The organism is Streptomyces sp. NBC_00669 (assembly GCF_036226785.1).
Taxonomy (GTDB): Bacteria; Actinomycetota; Actinomycetes; order Streptomycetales; family Streptomycetaceae; genus Actinacidiphila.
Genome location: NZ_CP109018.1, coordinates 8785136 through 8800912 on the forward strand (window position 1 = coordinate 8785136; position 15777 = coordinate 8800912).

Annotated in this window: 13 protein-coding genes and 2 pseudogenes; 5 read left to right on the top strand and 10 right to left on the bottom strand. The window is 71.7% G+C overall.

The genetic code is table 11. From position 1 onward, the window contains the following. Positions 1–18: 18 nt before the first annotated feature. From OG896_RS36980 to OG896_RS36990, 3 genes are all read right to left on the bottom strand, one after another. Positions 19–921, bottom strand: a complete 903-nt coding sequence (locus OG896_RS36980) for a carbohydrate ABC transporter permease (RefSeq protein WP_329372454.1) — start codon at positions 919–921, stop codon at positions 19–21. Continuing rightward, the gene (locus tag OG896_RS36985; RefSeq protein WP_329372456.1) at positions 918–2210 is read right to left on the bottom strand and encodes an ABC transporter substrate-binding protein; all 1293 of its coding nucleotides are present in this window, start codon (positions 2208–2210) and stop codon (positions 918–920) included. The genes OG896_RS36980 and OG896_RS36985 overlap by 4 nt, the downstream gene beginning before the upstream one ends. Positions 2211–2427: 217 nt before the next feature. Beyond that, a complete protein-coding gene (locus tag OG896_RS36990) occupies positions 2428–3498 on the bottom strand; it encodes an Lrp/AsnC family transcriptional regulator (RefSeq protein WP_329372459.1) in 1071 nt (356 codons plus the stop codon). 349 nt (positions 3499–3847) lie between these two features. Between OG896_RS36990 and OG896_RS36995 the strand changes: the two genes are divergently transcribed. Further along, the gene (locus OG896_RS36995; protein ID WP_329372461.1) at positions 3848–4762 is read left to right on the top strand and encodes an alpha/beta hydrolase; all 915 of its coding nucleotides are present in this window, start codon (positions 3848–3850) and stop codon (positions 4760–4762) included. Between the two features lie 593 nt (positions 4763–5355). On the opposite strand, the gene OG896_RS37000 is transcribed toward OG896_RS36995, so the two are convergent. Continuing rightward, entirely contained in the window at positions 5356–5703 is a 348-nt protein-coding gene (locus OG896_RS37000; RefSeq protein ID WP_329372462.1) for a hypothetical protein, read from the bottom strand. A gap of 155 nt (positions 5704–5858) precedes the next feature. Here OG896_RS37000 and OG896_RS37005 point away from each other — a divergent pair, with 155 nt between their 5' ends. Next, positions 5859–6806: a cobalamin-binding protein gene (locus tag OG896_RS37005; RefSeq protein ID WP_329372463.1), complete on the top strand. Its 948-nt coding sequence runs from the start codon at positions 5859–5861 to the stop codon at positions 6804–6806. A 342-nt stretch (positions 6807–7148) separates the two neighbouring features. Here the strand turns inward: OG896_RS37005 and OG896_RS37010 are convergent. Next, positions 7149–7535, bottom strand: a pseudogene (locus OG896_RS37010) (transposase); the annotation flags it as partial. A 22-nt stretch (positions 7536–7557) separates the two neighbouring features. Then, on the bottom strand, positions 7558–8163 hold the full coding sequence (locus OG896_RS37015) for a TetR/AcrR family transcriptional regulator (protein WP_329372464.1): 606 nt from the start codon (positions 8161–8163) through the stop codon (positions 7558–7560). Positions 8164–8256: 93 nt separating this feature from the next. On the opposite strand from OG896_RS37015, the gene OG896_RS37020 reads away from it, so the two are divergent. Further along, positions 8257–9459: an MFS transporter gene (locus tag OG896_RS37020; RefSeq protein ID WP_329372465.1), complete on the top strand. Its 1203-nt coding sequence runs from the start codon at positions 8257–8259 to the stop codon at positions 9457–9459. A 112-nt stretch (positions 9460–9571) separates the two neighbouring features. Here the strand turns inward: OG896_RS37020 and OG896_RS37025 are convergent. Continuing rightward, positions 9572–9958: pseudogene (locus OG896_RS37025) on the bottom strand (IS630 family transposase); the annotation flags it as partial. Between the two features lie 117 nt (positions 9959–10075). Then, positions 10076–10498: a winged helix-turn-helix transcriptional regulator gene (locus tag OG896_RS37030; RefSeq protein ID WP_329372466.1), complete on the bottom strand. Its 423-nt coding sequence runs from the start codon at positions 10496–10498 to the stop codon at positions 10076–10078. Positions 10499–10593: 95 nt separating this feature from the next. On the opposite strand from OG896_RS37030, the gene OG896_RS37035 reads away from it, so the two are divergent. Continuing rightward, a complete protein-coding gene (locus tag OG896_RS37035; RefSeq protein ID WP_329372467.1) occupies positions 10594–10971 on the top strand; it encodes a VOC family protein in 378 nt (125 codons plus the stop codon). A gap of 181 nt (positions 10972–11152) precedes the next feature. Then, a complete protein-coding gene (locus tag OG896_RS37040; RefSeq protein WP_443057284.1) occupies positions 11153–13099 on the top strand; it encodes a Xaa-Pro dipeptidyl-peptidase in 1947 nt (648 codons plus the stop codon). Between the two features lie 196 nt (positions 13100–13295). Here OG896_RS37040 and OG896_RS37045 read toward each other — a convergent pair whose 3' ends face one another. Next, a complete protein-coding gene (locus tag OG896_RS37045; protein WP_329372468.1) occupies positions 13296–15044 on the bottom strand; it encodes an MDR family MFS transporter in 1749 nt (582 codons plus the stop codon). Then, on the bottom strand, positions 15041–15652 hold the full coding sequence (locus OG896_RS37050; RefSeq protein ID WP_329372469.1) for a MarR family winged helix-turn-helix transcriptional regulator: 612 nt from the start codon (positions 15650–15652) through the stop codon (positions 15041–15043). The genes OG896_RS37045 and OG896_RS37050 overlap by 4 nt, the downstream gene beginning before the upstream one ends. Positions 15653–15777 lie beyond the last annotated feature (125 nt).

The window sequence follows — 15777 nt, forward strand, 5'->3', positions numbered from 1 at the left end:
GGAAGCGCTTCACCGTGTTCACCGTGCGTCCTCCGCCCGGGTCTGGAAGCTCAGACCGACCACCGTCAGCGCGAGGATGAGCACGGTCATGACGGTCGCGATCGCCGATCCGTATCCCACCTGGGTCTTCTCGAAGAAGGTCGCGAACGAGAAGTACGACGGGACGTCCGTGGCGTCGGCGGGCCCGCCCTTGGTCAGGACGTAGACCGCGCCGAAGACCTTGAGCGCCGCGATGGTGCACCAGAGCATCACCACGTAGATCTCCGGGCGCAGTTGGGGCAGCGTGACGTGCCAGAACCGCTGCCACCAGGAGGTGCCGTCGAGTTCGGCGGCCTCGTGCAGCGCCGGGTCGACGCGTTGCAGGCCCGACATGAAGATGACCACGGGGAAGCCCAGTTGGACCCAGACCATGACCGCCATCACGCTGTACAGCGCGAAGTGCGGGTCACCCAGCCAGTCCTGCCGCAGTCCGCCCAGGCCCACCGCCTTGAGCAGCTCGTTGAGCGAGCCGTTCTCGGGGGCGAGTATCCAGCTCCAGACGATGCCCGCCACCGTGATCGGCAGCACCTGGGGCAGGTAGAAGCAGGCCCGCAGGACGGCGACGAGCTTCGACCCGAAGTGCTTGGCGACGAAGTCGAACAGGGCGGCGGCCACCACCAGCCCGATGACGGTGGGGACGACCGCCATCGCCACCACCATGGCGAGGCTGTGCTGGAAGGACTGCCAGAACTGCGAATCCTTCATCAGCTGCCGGTAGTTGGCCAGCCCCGCCCAGCTCGGCGAGCCCACCCCCTGCCAGTTCGTGAAGCTGTAGTAGACGTTCAGCGCGAACGGGTAGACGATGACCGCGAGAAAGGCGACGGCCCCGGGTATCAGGTAGAGCGGGTAGGTGTTCGCCGGCTGGTGGCGTCGGGCGGTCATGACTTCGGCGCACCCGCGTCGTACGCCTTCTGCAACTCGTCCAGTACCTGGTCCGGCTTCGCGCTGCCGGTGAGGAGTTTCTGGACGGCGGAGACGAGGTCGTCGTAGAAGCCGGGCACCGGCCAGTCGGGGTAGAAGGCGAGGCCGTCGGCGGCGGAGATCTTGTTGAAGTTCTCGATCAGCGTCTTCGAGGCCGGGTCGGTGATGGCCGTGGGAGAGGCCGCCACCGGAATGCCGCCGTTGTTTCCGAGGGTGTTCTGGATGCCCTGCTTCATGGTGATGTTGATGAAGTCGTAGGCGAGTTGCTTGTTCCTGGCCTTCTTGGGAACGACCCAGAGATTGCCGCCGGAGCCGAGGGTCAGTTTCGATCCGGGCCACAGGAACGAGCCCCAGGCGAACTTGTTCTCGGTCTTGAACCGCCCGTACCACCAGCTGCCCGAGAAGAAGATCGGGTACTTGCCGCTGATGAAGGAGACGCCGGCGTCCTCGGCCTTGGCGCCGCTGGCGGTCTTGGCGAGGTAGCCCTTGGCGACCCAGTCCGCGAAGGTGTTCGCCGCGTAGGTCCAGGCCGCGTCGTGGAAGTCCACCTTGCCCTGGTAGAGCTGGTAGGCGTTCACCCAGGCGCGGTCGGCCTTGGTCAGCGCCAGCTGGTAGAGGTACTGCTGGGCGGGGTACTCGGCGCCCGCGTCGGCGAGCGGGGTGATGCCCTTGGCCTTGAAGGCGGCCAGCGCGGCGGTGAACTCCTCGGGCGTGGTGGGGACCTGGACGCCGTTCTTGGCGAAGAGGTCCTTGTTGTAATACACCATCGTGTACTCGCCGAAGTTCGGGACGCCGTACCAGTCGCCCGAACCCATCACGCCCTGCGTGTTGTACCTGCTGGTGGTGGTCACGCTCGGGCTGAGCAGCTTGTCCCAGCCGTACTTGGTGACTTCGGGGGTCAGGTCGGTGAGCAGTCCCTGCTTGGCCAGCAGCCCGGCGGTGGAGTTGCCCTTGTTGTACTCCATCACGTCCGGTGCGTCATCGGAGTTGAGGACCATCGAGGCGGTCTTCTGGATCTGCTCGAAGCCCTTTGCCTCGAACTCCACCTTGACGCCCGGGTGGGTCTTCTTGAATTCGGCGATCGCCTGGTTCCAGGCGATGCCCATCGCGCTGTCGGGGCCTTCGTAGTGCCAGAGCTTGAGGGTCTTGCCGTCGCCTGTCGAGCCGCCCGAACTCCCGCACGAAGCGAGGAGCAGGGCGCTTGCCAAGGCCATCGCGGTCACGACTGTTCGGCTGCGCGCCTTCGACATTGAAGGGACCTCCACGGGGGTCGGAAGGGTGGCGAACGCTGCGTCGAATCGCTTCGACGAACCGCGTCGAAGCGATTCGACGGTGAAACGTAGAGGGGTGCCAGGTATATGTCAATGGCGTTGACAAATCGGGTGGGTGGGGGTGGGGCCGGGGTCGCTTCGGGGTGGGCGAAGGCGCGGTGGGGGCGTCTCGGGGCGGCGTACGCGCGGGCGCGGCCTACCTCTGGCGGGCCGGGCGGGCCTGTCGTGCCTCCCGGGCCGCCCGCACGGGTGGGGCCGGCTGAACCGGCCGCGGCAGCGCGGGAGTCCGCTTGGCGGCGCGGCTGACGACGGCCGTCTCGACATGGGTGATGCCCAGGCCGACCAGGTCCCGGGAGAGGAAGCCGTACAGGGCCGTCAGATCCGGGAAGTACGCGGCCGCGTGCAGGTTCGAGGGGCCCGAGGTCGCGAACGCGCCGTGCACCGCGGGGTGATCGGCCAGCGCCTGCCCCGCGGCGGCCAGGTGGTCCGGCGCCACGTGCAGCAGCAGCTTGGCCTCGATGAGCAGCCCGAGGCGGCGCGGATCGACCAGCACCTGGGTGACCAGCCGGCCCTGGTCGGCCAGCCTGGCCAGGCGGCGGCGCACGGTGCTCTCCGGGTGGCCGGTGCGCTCGGCCAGCGCCGCCGAGGACAGCCGCGCGTCGGGAGTGAGAGCGTCGATCAGAGCCTGCTCCACCGCGTCGGTGTCGACACCGTACGGGCCGGGGGAGCCGTCGGCGGCCGACCCGGGTCCCGGGCCGGCCGGGCTCAGCGCCGCGCGTTCCGCCGCGGTCAGCACCTGGTGCCGCCACTCGGAGGTGAGCCGGAAGACGTGCAGGATCGTGGCGCTCTCCAGGGACGTCACCGCCTGGGTGGAGGGCAGTTGGCGGAAGACCAGCGGGTCGCGCGACCCCGGCTCGGTCCGGGCGACGGCGAAGATCTCGTCACCCGAGGTGGTGATGTCGATGAACGGGATGTCCTCGCGCGCGGCGAGCGCGGCCACGATCGTGTCGAGCTTCCCCCGCAGCACCCGGATGCGCAGGAACAGGGCGCCGGCCGAGCCTCCGTTGCGCGGTCGCGCGACCGGTGAGACCACGACACGCAGCGTGCCGTCGGCGCCGAGCGCGTGCAGGCGGCGGCGCACGGTGGCGGGGTTGAGCCCCAGCACCTGGGCCGCCCGCTCCGCGGTCAGACGGCCGTCGCACTGCAGCGCGGCCACCAGCCGCTGGTCGATGAGGCTCAGTGCGGAATCCGCCGTTGCGCGCGCCATGCGAGCAAGTTTCGCCCATTCCACCGCCTCGCGCTGCCCGTTTCGGGGACGGCGGCCCAAGCATGGAGGACATCCACCCCGCATCGTCCCGAAGGCGCCTCGCCGCTCGTGGACCCGAGCCATGGAAGGAGCGCACGATGATCCTCGACCCGCGCAACTGGTTCCCCGTCCTGACCGGCTGACCGGCTGACCGGCTGACCGCCGGTACCCCGGGCCGCCACCGCCGGTGGCGACCCGGCGCGGGGGCCCGCGGCCACGACGACGCCGCGGGCCCCCGCACCCCAGCGCACCCGCATCGCAGCGCACCGACATCGCACCCGCGTACGACGCAATCACCACGGAGGTCCACGTGCCCGTGATCAGGCAACGGGAGAAAGTACGTTTCGCCAGCGGCGACACCTCATGCGCCGGCTGGCACTATCCGGGGGCCAACGGCGGCTGCGTGATCATGGCCGGCGGGACCTCGGTCACCAAGGAACCGGCCTCGGACCAGTTCGCCGCGCGGTTCAACGAGGCCGGGTTCGCCGTCCTGGCCTTCGACCACCGGCGGTTCGGGGAGAGCGGCGGCACACCGCGCCAGATCGTCGACTTCGACGAGCAGGTCGCCGACTGGCATGCCGCGATCGACTGCGCGACCGACCTGCCCGACGTCGACCCGGACCGGATCTCGGCCTGGGGCTTCTCGCTCGCGGGCGGCCACCTCTTCCGCGTCGCGGCCGACAACCCGCGACTGGCCTGCGCCATCTCCCAGACCCCGCTGGTCGACGGCCGCGCGGTCGCACCCCACGCGCTGCGCTGCATGACGCCCCTCGCGGCGCTGCGGCTCTTCGGCCGGGGCGTCGCGGACGCGCTCGGCGGCGCTTTCGGGCGCCCGCCGCTGCTGGTCCCGACCGCCGGTCCGCGCGGCGCCGTCGCCTCGCTCACCACGCCCGACGCCATGGACGGCGACCTGGCCCTGGACCCCGACGGCCGGCACACCGGCTGGGAGCAGACCGTCGCCGCCCGGATCGCCCTGCGGATCGGCGGCTACCGGCCCGGCCGCCACGCCTCCCGGATACGATGCCCGCTGCTGGTCGTCGTCTGCGACCAGGACCAGAGCGTGCTCGCCGACCCCGCCGTCCGCGCGGCCGGGAACGCGCCGGCCGCCGAGGTGGTCCACCTGCCCGGCAGCCACTACGCCCCGTTCCTCGCCGCGCACGAAGAGGCCGTCGAGGCGCAACTCGCGTTCCTGCGGAAGCACGTGGGTCCCCGTGATGCCGTCTGAGCCGGACCGATCGTGGCGCGTTCGCGCGTCGTCGTTTCCGGGGTGTGTCCGGCCGTCACGGGGGCGTGGTCGGGGGATGGTGTAGGCGGCTGTCGGTACCGGGGGTGTGGTGGCGTCGTGGGTCCTGCGGTCCGGGGGGAGTTGGATCGGTCGTGGCGCGTTCGCGCGTCGTCGTTTCCGGCGTGTGCCCGGCTGCCACGGGGGCGTGGTCGGGGGATGGTGTAGGCGGCTGTCGGTACCGGGGGTGTGGTGGCGTCGTGGGTCCTGCGGTCCGGGGGGAGTTGGATCGGTCGTGGCGCGTTCGCGCGTCGTCGTTTCCGGCGTGTGCCCGGCTGCCACGGGGGTGTGGTCGGGGGATGGTGGAGGCGGCTGTCGGTACCGGGCGGGTGGCGCGGCTGCGGTGGTCCGGGTGGGGGCCGGATCGGTCGTGGGGCGTTCGCGCGTCGTCGTTTCTGGCGTGTGTCCGGCTGCCACGGGGGTGTGGCCGGGGCATGGCGGAGGCGGCAGCAGATACCGGGCGGGTGCGGTGGTGCCGTGGGTCCCGCCGTTCGGGCGTCGCGTCAACGGCCTTGCGGGCAGGCCGGGTCGATGCGTTACCGGGGCGTGGGGTGGCGACGGCGGCGGGTGTGTTCGAGCAGCAGGACGTTGGCGAGGGCCGCGCCGACCAGGAGGGCGACGTTGAGCGTGGCGCTGCCGGCGCTGAGCCAGGCGGCGTCGCTGCCGTCGGGGCGGGTGGCCGGCGCCAGGAGGCCGCCGACGCCCTTGAGGACGGCGTACCCGCCGTAGACGAGCACGAGCGCCGGCACTCCGAACGGCAGCGTCAAGGCGACCGCCAGCAGGTAGAAGAGGGCCTCGCCGTGGACGGCGCCGAGCACCGCGAGGGCGCCCACGGCCGCCACGTACAGCCCCTCCACGGACCGAAGTCCCCGTCGTGCGGCCACCGTTGGCCTCCCCCTCCGCCGGCGGACCCGGGTCCGCCGATGCCCCGTCCCCAGTGTGCGCCCGCGGTGGGCGTTCCGTCGCCGGTTCGGGCGCCAGGCGCGGCCGGGTGCGCCGTGCGTCCCGCGCGCCGTACGGGGCGGTCTACCGTTCGGGTATGCGCATCGTCTCCCTGCTTCCCGCCGCGACCGACATCGTCGTCGAACTCGGCCTCGGCGGCGACCTCGTCGGGCGCACCCACGAGTGCGACTGGCCGCCGGACGTGGTCGGTCCGGTGCCGGTGGTGACGTCCGCCGAGTTCGACGCCGACGCGCTGAGCAGCCGGGAGATCTCCGAGGCGGTCGGGGGAGCGGCGCACCGGGGTTCCTCCCTGTACACCCTGGACGCCGGCCTGCTCGCGGACCTCGCGCCCGACGTGGTGCTCACCCAGGACCTCTGCCAGGTCTGCGCGGTCTCCTACGAGGCGGTCGCCGACTCGGTACGCGTACTGGACGGCGACGGGCCCCGCGTCATCAGCCTGGAGCCGCGGACCTTGCCCGACGTGCTCGCCTGCGTGCGCCGGGTCGGCGACGTCCTGGGCGTACCGGAGACCGCCGCGCGCCGGGTGGCCGAGGCGTACCGGCGGCTGGACGCCGTACGGGACCGGACCTCGGGTCGGCCCCGGCCCCGCGTGGCCGCGATCGAATGGCTCGACCCGCTGTGGCCGGCCGGGCACTGGGTGCCCGAACAGATCCGCCGCGCCGGCGGCGAACCCCTGCTGGCCCACCCGGGCGAGCACACCGCCGCCATGGACTGGGCCGCGCTGTGCGACGCGGCCCCGGAGGTGATCGTGCTGATGCCCTGCGGCTTCCCGCCCGAACGCACCTTCACGGAAGCGGACGTGCTGACCGGACACCCCGCGTGGCCGGACCTGCCGGCGGTCCGCGACGGCCGGGTCTGGGTCCTCGACGGCCCCGCCCACTTCAACCGCCCGGGCCCGCGGGTGGTGCGCGGCGCCGAGATCCTGGCGTACGTCCTGCACGGCATCGAGCCGGACGAGCCGGTGACGGACCGGGAGGCCCGCAGGCTCCTCCCCGCGGCCCCCCGGACTCCCGCCGGCCTGTGACAGGTGTGCGCCGCAACTCGCGTGCCGGCGTGAGCCGTTGACGGGTTCCGTCGACCCGCCGCGTGGACCGGGGGCGTCGGGCTGACCCGGTGGACGCCCACTCCCGGCGGCGCGGGACCGTCGACCCGACCGGCCGCGGGACCCGCTAGTGCTGTGACCGCGTAGGTTCACCGGCTTGGCCAGGAGCCTGTCTCAGTAACCGGCGAGCAGCCAGGCGGTCGCGATCGGCGGGATGAGTCGTCCGCCGCTCGCGGGGCTGTCGGTGTCGGAGGTGTCGTTCGCGGGTTCGGGAATCGGTGCCGGGGGTCGCCGGTTGCGGGCGGTCAGGCGAGCGTCACGGCCTAGTTCGGCGGCTCCGGTGTGGCGGAAGATCTTGCGGAGGTTGTGGCAGGCGGCCGGCAGGCGCCACTCGCCGCGGGCGCCGTCCTCGCCGCGCAGGAGGAGTCGGCGGCCGTTGTGGCAGGTCATGATCTGGCCGAAGACGGGTTCGACGATGGTCTCGCGTCGGCTGTATGCGGCCCGGCCGGGCTTGGTTCGCAGTTCGCGGGCCATGTGCTCCTTCAAGGTCGCGTCCTTGGGGATGCGTCCGCGGGGTGCGGGCGGGACCTGCTCGTCGTGGGAGAGGCGGCCGGTGGCCATGAACGTGTCAGTGGGGGAGCTCAGTCGGCGTTCCTTTGCGGCTTCGAGGTTCGTCTCGGAGCAGTAGCCGGCGTCGACGAGGGCCTGCTTGGCACGTCCCGGTGCGGTGCCGTCAGGCAGGTTCCGCAGGCGGGGGCCCCAGGGCGCGGATCGCGAGATCGATCGCGGTGGTCAGACGCTCGATGTCGTGGCCGGCGCGTTCCCGTACCCGCAGGCCGAGCACCGTGGTGAACAGCAGCTCCACGGCGCCGTCGATGTCGAGACCGGCGGACAGTTCGCCACGGTCACGGCCCTCGGCCAGCACGGACCGCAGGGCCTGCCGGGTGACCTCGAAGGCGGCCTCGGTCCGCCGGCGGACCTTTTCGTCGGTGGTGCCGAGCTCGGTGGCGGTGTTGACCACGAAGCACCCGCGGCCGGACTTGCCGTCGGCCGGGCAGGTGACCAGCCACAGCATCCATTCCCGCAGCACCTGCCGAACGGGACGGTCCGCCGTGTCCAGCCGCTGCTGGGCCTCCGCCGAGTCGGTGGCCCGGTAGTGGTCGAGCGCGCGCAGGAACAGCGTGTGCTTGTCCGTGAACGTCCGGTACAGGCTGCTGGGCGTGAGCTTCAGCTCGTCACCCAGGTCGCGCACCGAGGTGGCGTGGTAACCGCGTCGCCAGAACAGCTCGGTCGCCGACCTGACCGCGTTCTTCTCGTCGAACTGTCGGGGGCGTGCCATGTGTTCACCTTACCCAACTTGTGGAGCGGTCGCTCCCATACTAGCGTCTGCCGTATGGGAGCGATCGCTCCCGAATCTTTGCAGGAGGCTCCGTTGACGACCGCAGAACAGACCCCCGTCTCGACACAGGAACCAGAGGTCCCGGAGAAAAGTCGCTGGACGGCGGTCTCCGCGGTGGCTCTGGGCACCTTCCTGCTGGTGACCGCCGAGCAACTGCCAATCGGCCTGCTGACCTCCGTGGGGTCCGCACTGTCGGTCTCCGAGGGGACGGCCGGGCTCATGGTGACAGTGCCCAGCATCGTCGCCGCGTTCGCGGCACCACTGGTTCCGATGCTCGTCGGGTCGATGGACCGGCGCATCCTGCTGCTCGGCCTGATGGCCCTGATGACCGTCTCCAACCTGGCCTCCGCCCTGGCACCGAACTTCGCCGTCCTGGTGGGCTCCCGAGTGCTGGTCGGTATCGCGATCGGCGGCTTCTGGGCCGTCGCCAGCGGCCTGGCCGTCCGGCTCGCCGCCCCCGCGGACGCGCCGCGAGCCACCGCGGTCATCTTCGGCGGCGTCGGAGCCGCGAACGTGTTCGGCGTCCCGCTCGGCACCCTGGTCGGTGACCTCACCGGCTGGCGCACCGCCTTCTCCTCACTGAGCGCCCTGGCGCTCGTCACCCTGATCGTCCTGCTGGCGGTGCTGCCGGGGCTGGCCGCATCCCAGGCCATCCGGCCGAAGCTGCTGACGGAGCAGTTCCGCAACCCGGGCGTGCGCGTCGGCATCATCGCGACCGCGCTCATCGTGTTCGGGCACTTCGCCGCCTACACGTTCGTGAGCCCGGCGCTCCAGAAGCTGTCGGGGATCGACGAGCGCTACGTCGGTCCGCTGCTGTTCGGGTTCGGTGTGGCCGGCATGATCGGCAACTTCGTCGCCGGCGCGGCGCTCTCCCGCCGGGTGCACCGGAGCGTGCTGATCATCTCCATGGCCCTCGCGGTCGCGATGCCGCTCTTCCTGCTGCTGGGCCGGACCGCGGTCGGCGGCGCCATCCTGCTGATCGTCTGGGGTCTGTCCTACGGCGGTGTGTCCGTGGGCCTCCAGACCTGGATGCTCAAGTCCGCCCCGCAGGCCGTGGAAGCGGCCTCCTCGCTGTGGGTGGCGGTGTTCAACCTGTCCATCGGCATCGGCGCACTGGTCGGCGGCGTCATCGTCGACACGCTCACCCTCCAGGGCGTGCTGTGGCTCGGCGGCGCCTGCGCCCTGCTCGCCGCCCTGGCGATCTGGACCGCCCGCACCAACGACGCCCTGCGATGACCGGGCCCTCCTCAGGGCCCACCGGGGACGCGTAGCCACAACGGTCCCGACTGGCGCGCCGCCGTTACACCGGCGGCGCCCCACCCGGCACCGCATTGTTTCGGGCTCCGGGTGTGTCGTCGCCTATCGAGTGGCAGCCGTGGAAGTAGCGGACGCCGTGGGTGCGGTGGTGGGTCGCGGGGTGCCGCTCGGGGCGACCGGCCCGGGCCCAGCACGAGCCGCCGGCGGGACGGATGCCGAGCGGCCCGAACTCGTCGAACGCGAACGCCCGGTCCGGGAAGCGGTCCAGGACGTGTTCGATGCGGTCGAGCCTGGCATCGCGCTCGGGGTCAGGGGACTCCTTCCATGTCTTGGTCCGCTGGAAGGTGACGCCGCGGCGGGCGAGCCGGCACCGTAAGGCCTCGCGGCCGATCCGGATCACGCGGCCGTGGACTCTTTGCAGGTAGGCGGCGAGTTTGCGGATCGACCAGCGGGTGAAGGGCTGGCCGAGCTTGGTCGGCGGCGCACGATCTGCTGCTGCTTCTGCCCCTCCTGGTCGGTCGCCGAGCCGGGCGGGCCGCACCGCGGGCGCGGTCGTGCGGGCGTGCGGGTGCGCGGGCGCGCTGTCGTGCCGGGCCTACCGGCCGGATGCCGCGGCGGCCTGCTCCCGGCGCGCGCGGTCGAAGCGTTCCCGGGACCCCTCGATGTGCTCCAGATGCAACCGGGTCCACGCGCACATGCCGTAGACGGTCGCGCGCAGCGCCTGGCCCGCGTCCGTGAGCGCGTACTCCACGCGGGGCGGCACGGTCGGGTGGACGGTGCGCTCGACGAGCCCGTCGCGTTCGAGGCCGCGCAGCGTCTGCGTGAGCATCTTGTGGCTGATGCCCTCGACCTCGCCGCGGAGTTGGGTGAAGCGCAGGGTGCGCTCGCCGAGGATGGTGACCACCAGCAGCGTCCACTTGTTCGCGATGCCGGAGAAGATCTCCCGCGCGAGGGAGTGGGCGCGCGTCACATCGGCGTCCGCGTCCCGTGAAACCCGGCCGGCCTCCTCGGTCACCATCAGGTGCCTCTCTTTCGAAAAAGTGCGTTCTTCCCTCCGACCTGCTCACTCTCCTACGGTGCCCAGGTATGCACAAGTGACCGTGAGGACCCGTCATGACCATTCTCAAGACCTACGCCCGCCTGTGGACCGATGCGCTCGACCCGTCGCTGCCCCTGCTGCGCGAACTGACCGGTGCCGAGCCCGATCTCCGTTTCGCCTTCGACTCCGTCGAACTCGCGGCGATCGGCGACTTCCTCGTCATCGCGGGACCACCCGCGGAGCGGGCCCGCTACGCCCACGCCGGCGCCACCGTGATCGTCGACGACCTCGACGCCCTGACGGCGGTACTCGCGGCCGCCGGCGCCGAGATCACCACGCCGGAGAGCACCAGCGCCACCGGCCGGTTCCTGTACGCGCGCCACCGCGGCGGCGCGGAGGTCGAGTACGTGGAGTGGGTGCCGGAGTTGGTGGAGCGCATCGTCCGGGCGTAGCCGGGCGGTCGCCGGCGTGGAGCGGTCGGTCGGCGTGGGACGGTCGCCCGTCGCCGCCGGACGCGCCCGCGGGTGTCTGGTAATCGCCCCGCTGTCTCGAAAGAGGGGGTGTTGTCATGGCGGTGTCAGGATGTAACGTCCCGGGGTGCTGTCACTGACGCGGAGACCCCGCACCCACTCGATGTCCGTCGTGGCGGTGGTCCTCACCGCCCTGATGTTCGTCCTCCTCGGCCCGGTCGCCGCGCACGCCGGTGCCGGCCCGCGGGACACCGGCAGTCAACCGGTCGACTCCTACGCCAACGCCATCCGGCAGTCCGTCTGGGTCGACGGCGACCGCGACGGCAAGACCGACCGGGTGGCGGCGGACATCATCCGGCCCTCGGAACCCGCGGCGGCGGGCCGGCAGGTGCCGGTGATCATGGACGCCAGCCCGTACTACTCCTGCTGCGGCCGCGGCAACGAGAGCCAGGTCAAGACGTACGACCAGAGCGGCAACCCGGTGGGCTTCCCGCTCTACTACGACAACTACTTCGTACCGCGCGGCTACGCGGTCGTCCTCGTCGACCTCGCGGGCACCGACCGCTCCGACGGCTGCGTCGACGTCGGCGGCGCCTCCGACATCACCTCGGCCAAAGCCGTCATCGACTGGCTGAACGGCAGAGCCACCGCGTACACCACACGCACCGGAAGCACGACCGCGCAGGCGGGCTGGTCCAACGGGTCGGTCGGCATGATCGGCAAGAGCTGGGACGGCACCGTCGCCAACGGCGTCGCCGCGACGGGGGTCGAGGGCCTGAAGACCATCGTCGACATCAGCGGCATCAGCTCCTGGTACGACTACTACTTCGCGCAGGGCGCGGCCCTCTACGACGGCGGCCCCGACGAGCTCGCCTCCGAGGTCGAGAGCTCCGGCGCGCAGTCGCACTGCTCCGCCGAGGAACAGGCGCTGCGTGACGGCGCGCCGCGCAACGGCGACTGGACCAGCGCCTGGCAGGACCGCGATTACTACGCCAACGCGTCCAAGGTGAAGGCCAGCGTCTTCGTCGCGCAGGGCATGCAGGACCTCAACGTGCGCACCAAGAACTTCGGCCAGTGGTGGAACGCGCTCGCCGCGAACGGGGTGCAGCGCAAGATCTGGCTGTCGCAGACCGGCCACGTGGACCCGTTCGACTACCGGCGGTCCGACTGGGTCGACACCCTGCACCAGTGGTTCGACCACTACCTGATGGGCGTCGACAACGGCGTGCAGAGCCAGCCGATGGCCGACATCGAGCGCACCCCCGACCACTGGAGCACCGACCCGGTCTGGCCCGCGCCGGGCACCGCCGCGACCCAGGTCGGCCTGAAGGCGAGCGGCACCAACGGCCTCGGCTCGCTGAGCGCCGGGGCCCCGCCGGCGAGCGGCACCGAGCGCTACACCGACAACCCCGCGCAGGACGAGGACGACTGGGCGGCGCAGGCGGACCAGGCGACCGCGAGCAAGGTGTCGTTCACCACCGGCACGCTCGCCAGTGACCTGCGGCTGTCGGGCGGCGGCACGGTGACCCTCACCGCGACCCCGACCACCACCAGCGCCCACCTGTCGGCGGTCCTGGTCGACCTCGGTCCGGCGACCATCCGCAACTACGAGGACGGCGCCGAGGGCATCACCACGCTCAACACCCGGTCCTGCTGGGGCGACAGCACGTCGGGCGACAGTGCCTGCTACCTCGACACCGCGGCGGACACCGAGAACGTCCAGCAGACCGTCTTCAGCCGCGGCTGGGCCGACCTCGGGCACTACGACCCGTCGCTGCACGGCGTGTCGCTCACCCCGGGCAAGCCCTACACCATCACCATCCAACTCGCCTCCACCGACCACGTGGTGCCCGCCGGACACCGGCTCGCCCTGATCGTCGCCGGCACCGACAACGGCCTGATCGTCGCCCCCAGCACGAAGCCGACGATCAGCGTCGACCTCTCCCGGTCCAGCGCCGACCTGCCGCTGGTCGGCGGGCTGCCGGCCCTCGCGCACGCCCTGCGCGGCGGCTCCGGCCACCACCACCCCACGGCGACCACGCCGGCCGCCACCCCGTCCCGCGGCCCGGCGGCCGCGCTGCCCACCTCCCAGGCGGCCCGCCTCCGCTGACCCTCCCACCCGCCACCACGGGGGCCCGACCGGCAAGCCCGGTCGGGCCCCCGCTCTGCGTCAAGCCGTCCGCACACCCCACGAGTTCGACGTCCCCGCCAACTCCCGCCCCACAGGCGTCCGCCCCGCGGCCCGGGGGTGGGCGGCGGGGCGGACGTCGTGGAGAAGCGATTCTCCGGTGGGGTACGGGACCGGGTCAGTGCTCGGTCGCGGTGCCCGTACGCGGGGTGTCCGGGGAGGGCGCGGCCGGGGCGCCCTGCGCGGTGTCGTCAGCGGCCGGGACCGTAGCGGTGCCCGCGGCGCTCGCCGTGGCGGCGGTCTCCGCTTCGGTGCGGGCCTGGTTGCCCGAGACCAGCCGCAGCGGGACCTCCTTGAGCTGGGTGGAGAGCACGATCGCCGCCAGCAGCAGCACGGCCACGATCGCGAAGACCACGTCGCCGGCCGCGGAGAAGCCCGCGAAGAACGGGTGGCTGAGCGGCTTGGCGAGCCCGTTGAGGAACGAGGTGTCGTCCAGCCCGCCGCCCAGGTGCTGGTGCAGCGCGGCGAGTTGGTCCGGGTGGGCCTTGCCCGCCGCGATGAACGCCGGGTCGGTGGCCGCCTTCGTGTACTCGTGGGCGATCTTGGTGCCGGCCTGCGAGAACAGCACGGACAGGAAGATCGCCGTGCCCAGGGTGCCGCCGATGGAGCGGAAGAACGTCGACGACGCGGAGGCGACGCCCATGTCCTTCGCGGGCACGGCGTTCTGCATCGCCAGCACCAGGCTCTGCATGTTCAGACCCAGGCCGATGCCGAAGACCGCCATGTAGATGTCGGTCTGCCACAGGGCCGTGTCGGCGCCTATCGTGATCATCAGGCCCATGCCGATGACCATGAGGAAGGACCCGACCACCGGCAGGATCTTGTAGCGGCCGGTGCGGGCGACGAACTGGCCCGAGCCGAGGGAGGCGAGCATCAGCCCGGCGACCATCGGCAGCAGCAGCAGGCCGGACTTGGTCGGCGAGGCGCCCTTGACGATCTGCAGGTAGAGCGGGATCACCGACATCCCGCCGAACATCGCCATACCGATGATCGTGACCTGGGCCGAGGCGACCGAGAAGGTGCTGCTGCGGAAGAGCCGCAGCGGGAGCAGCGCGTCGTCGCCCATCTTGTGCTGGACCCAGACGAAGAGCGCGAGGCCCGCCGCACCGGTCAGGTAGCAGGCGAACGAGCCGGCCGAGGCCCAGCCCCAGCTCTGCCCCTGCTCCGCGACGACCAGCAACGGCACCAGGCCGATGGCCAGCAGCGCCGAGCCCCACCAGTCGATGCGCCGCTCGCGGCGGACGTGGTCGAGGTGGAGCACCTTGGCGATGACGACCAGCGCGAAGGCCGCGATGGGGACGTTGATGTAGAAGATCCAGCGCCAGCCCGCGGCGCCCAGGAAGCTGTCCGTGCCGGAGAGCAGACCGCCCAGCACCGGGCCGAGCACCGAGGCGCTGGCGAAGACGGCCATCATGTAGCCCTGGTAACGGGCGCGCTCGCGCGGCGGGATGATGTCGCCGATCACCGCGAGGGCGAGCGGCATGATGCCGCCGGCGCCTATGCCCTGGAACGCGCGGAACCCGGCCAGTTCGTACATCGACTGGGCCAGGCCGCACAGGGCCGAGCCGATCACGAAGATCACGATCGCGAGCATGAACAGCCGCTTGCGCCCGTAGATGTCCGACAGCTTGCCGAACAGCGGTGCGGCGATCGTCGAGGTGATCAGGAACGCGGTGGTGACCCACGCCTGCGCGGACAGGTCGTTGAGGTCGTTGCCTATGGTCTTGATCGCCGTCGAGACGATCGTCTGGTCCAGCGCGGCCAGGAACATGCCCAGGACGAGGCCGGACAGGATCGTCATGATCTGACGATGGGTCAGCGCGCCGTCCGGCGGCGAGCCTGTCTGACGGGTTGCGGTGGCGCTCATGCGGTACTGCCCTCTTTCAAGTCACTGGTGCAAGCGCCCTGTCGCGCCGCGTCGGTCGTCCAATGGGCGTGGGTCGTGTCATAGGCGGCGGTGAACCGCTCCAGGAGCCGTACGAACTGGCTGCGCTCCTCGGTGGACCAGCCGCTCACCACCTGCTCGAAGAAGGCCATCCGGGCCTGCTCGTGCTCGGCGATCACGGCCTGGCCGGCGTCGGTCACCACCAGCAGGCTGGCCCGGCCGTCCACCGGGTCCGCGCGGCGCTCCAGCAGCCCGCGGTTCACCAGCGCGGCCACTTGGCGGCTGACCGTCGACAGATCCGACTGGACGCTGGAGGCCAGCGCGCTCGCCCGCAGCGGGCCGTCGATCGCGCAGTGGCGCAGCAGGATCTGCGTCGCCGAGTCGACGTCGTCGCTCGCCGCGGCCAGCAGCCGGGCCTTGGAGCGCCGTACCGTCCGCAGGAGTTCGACCACCGCGTCCGCGACCGAGGCCACGCCGGCGCCGGGTGCGCCTCCGGCCCCCTGGTCCGCGCCGCCCTGGTCCGCGCCGCCCTCATCCCCGAGGCCCGCCCCGCCCTGCCCTGCGACGGACTCCGCGCCTGTCCGGTCCACCAAAAGTGCCCACCTCCACGTGTATCGTTACTTGTATAACACAAGCGCTTGGGGTGTACAAGTAACAGCATGGAGACGGCCCCGGGCCCGGACCGCCGCATGGCGATCCGGGCCCGGGGGGAGCG

Excerpts from the sequence above, each read along its gene's own strand:
- OG896_RS36990 (WP_329372459.1), bottom strand. The coding sequence starts at position 3,498 with ATGGCGCGCGCAACGGCGGATTCCGCACTGAGCCTCATCGACCAGCGG.
- OG896_RS37030 (WP_329372466.1), bottom strand. The coding sequence starts at position 10,498 with ATGGTGACCGAGGAGGCCGGCCGGGTTTCACGGGACGCGGACGCCGAT.
- OG896_RS37040 (WP_443057284.1), top strand. The coding sequence starts at position 11,153 with ATGTCCGTCGTGGCGGTGGTCCTCACCGCCCTGATGTTCGTCCTCCTC.
- OG896_RS37045 (WP_329372468.1), bottom strand. The coding sequence starts at position 15,044 with ATGAGCGCCACCGCAACCCGTCAGACAGGCTCGCCGCCGGACGGCGCG.
- OG896_RS37005 (WP_329372463.1), top strand. The coding sequence starts at position 5,859 with ATGCGCATCGTCTCCCTGCTTCCCGCCGCGACCGACATCGTCGTCGAA.
- OG896_RS37035 (WP_329372467.1), top strand. The coding sequence starts at position 10,594 with ATGACCATTCTCAAGACCTACGCCCGCCTGTGGACCGATGCGCTCGAC.
- OG896_RS36985 (WP_329372456.1), bottom strand. The coding sequence starts at position 2,210 with ATGTCGAAGGCGCGCAGCCGAACAGTCGTGACCGCGATGGCCTTGGCA.
- OG896_RS36980 (WP_329372454.1), bottom strand. The coding sequence starts at position 921 with ATGACCGCCCGACGCCACCAGCCGGCGAACACCTACCCGCTCTACCTG.
- OG896_RS37015 (WP_329372464.1), bottom strand. The coding sequence starts at position 8,163 with ATGGCACGCCCCCGACAGTTCGACGAGAAGAACGCGGTCAGGTCGGCG.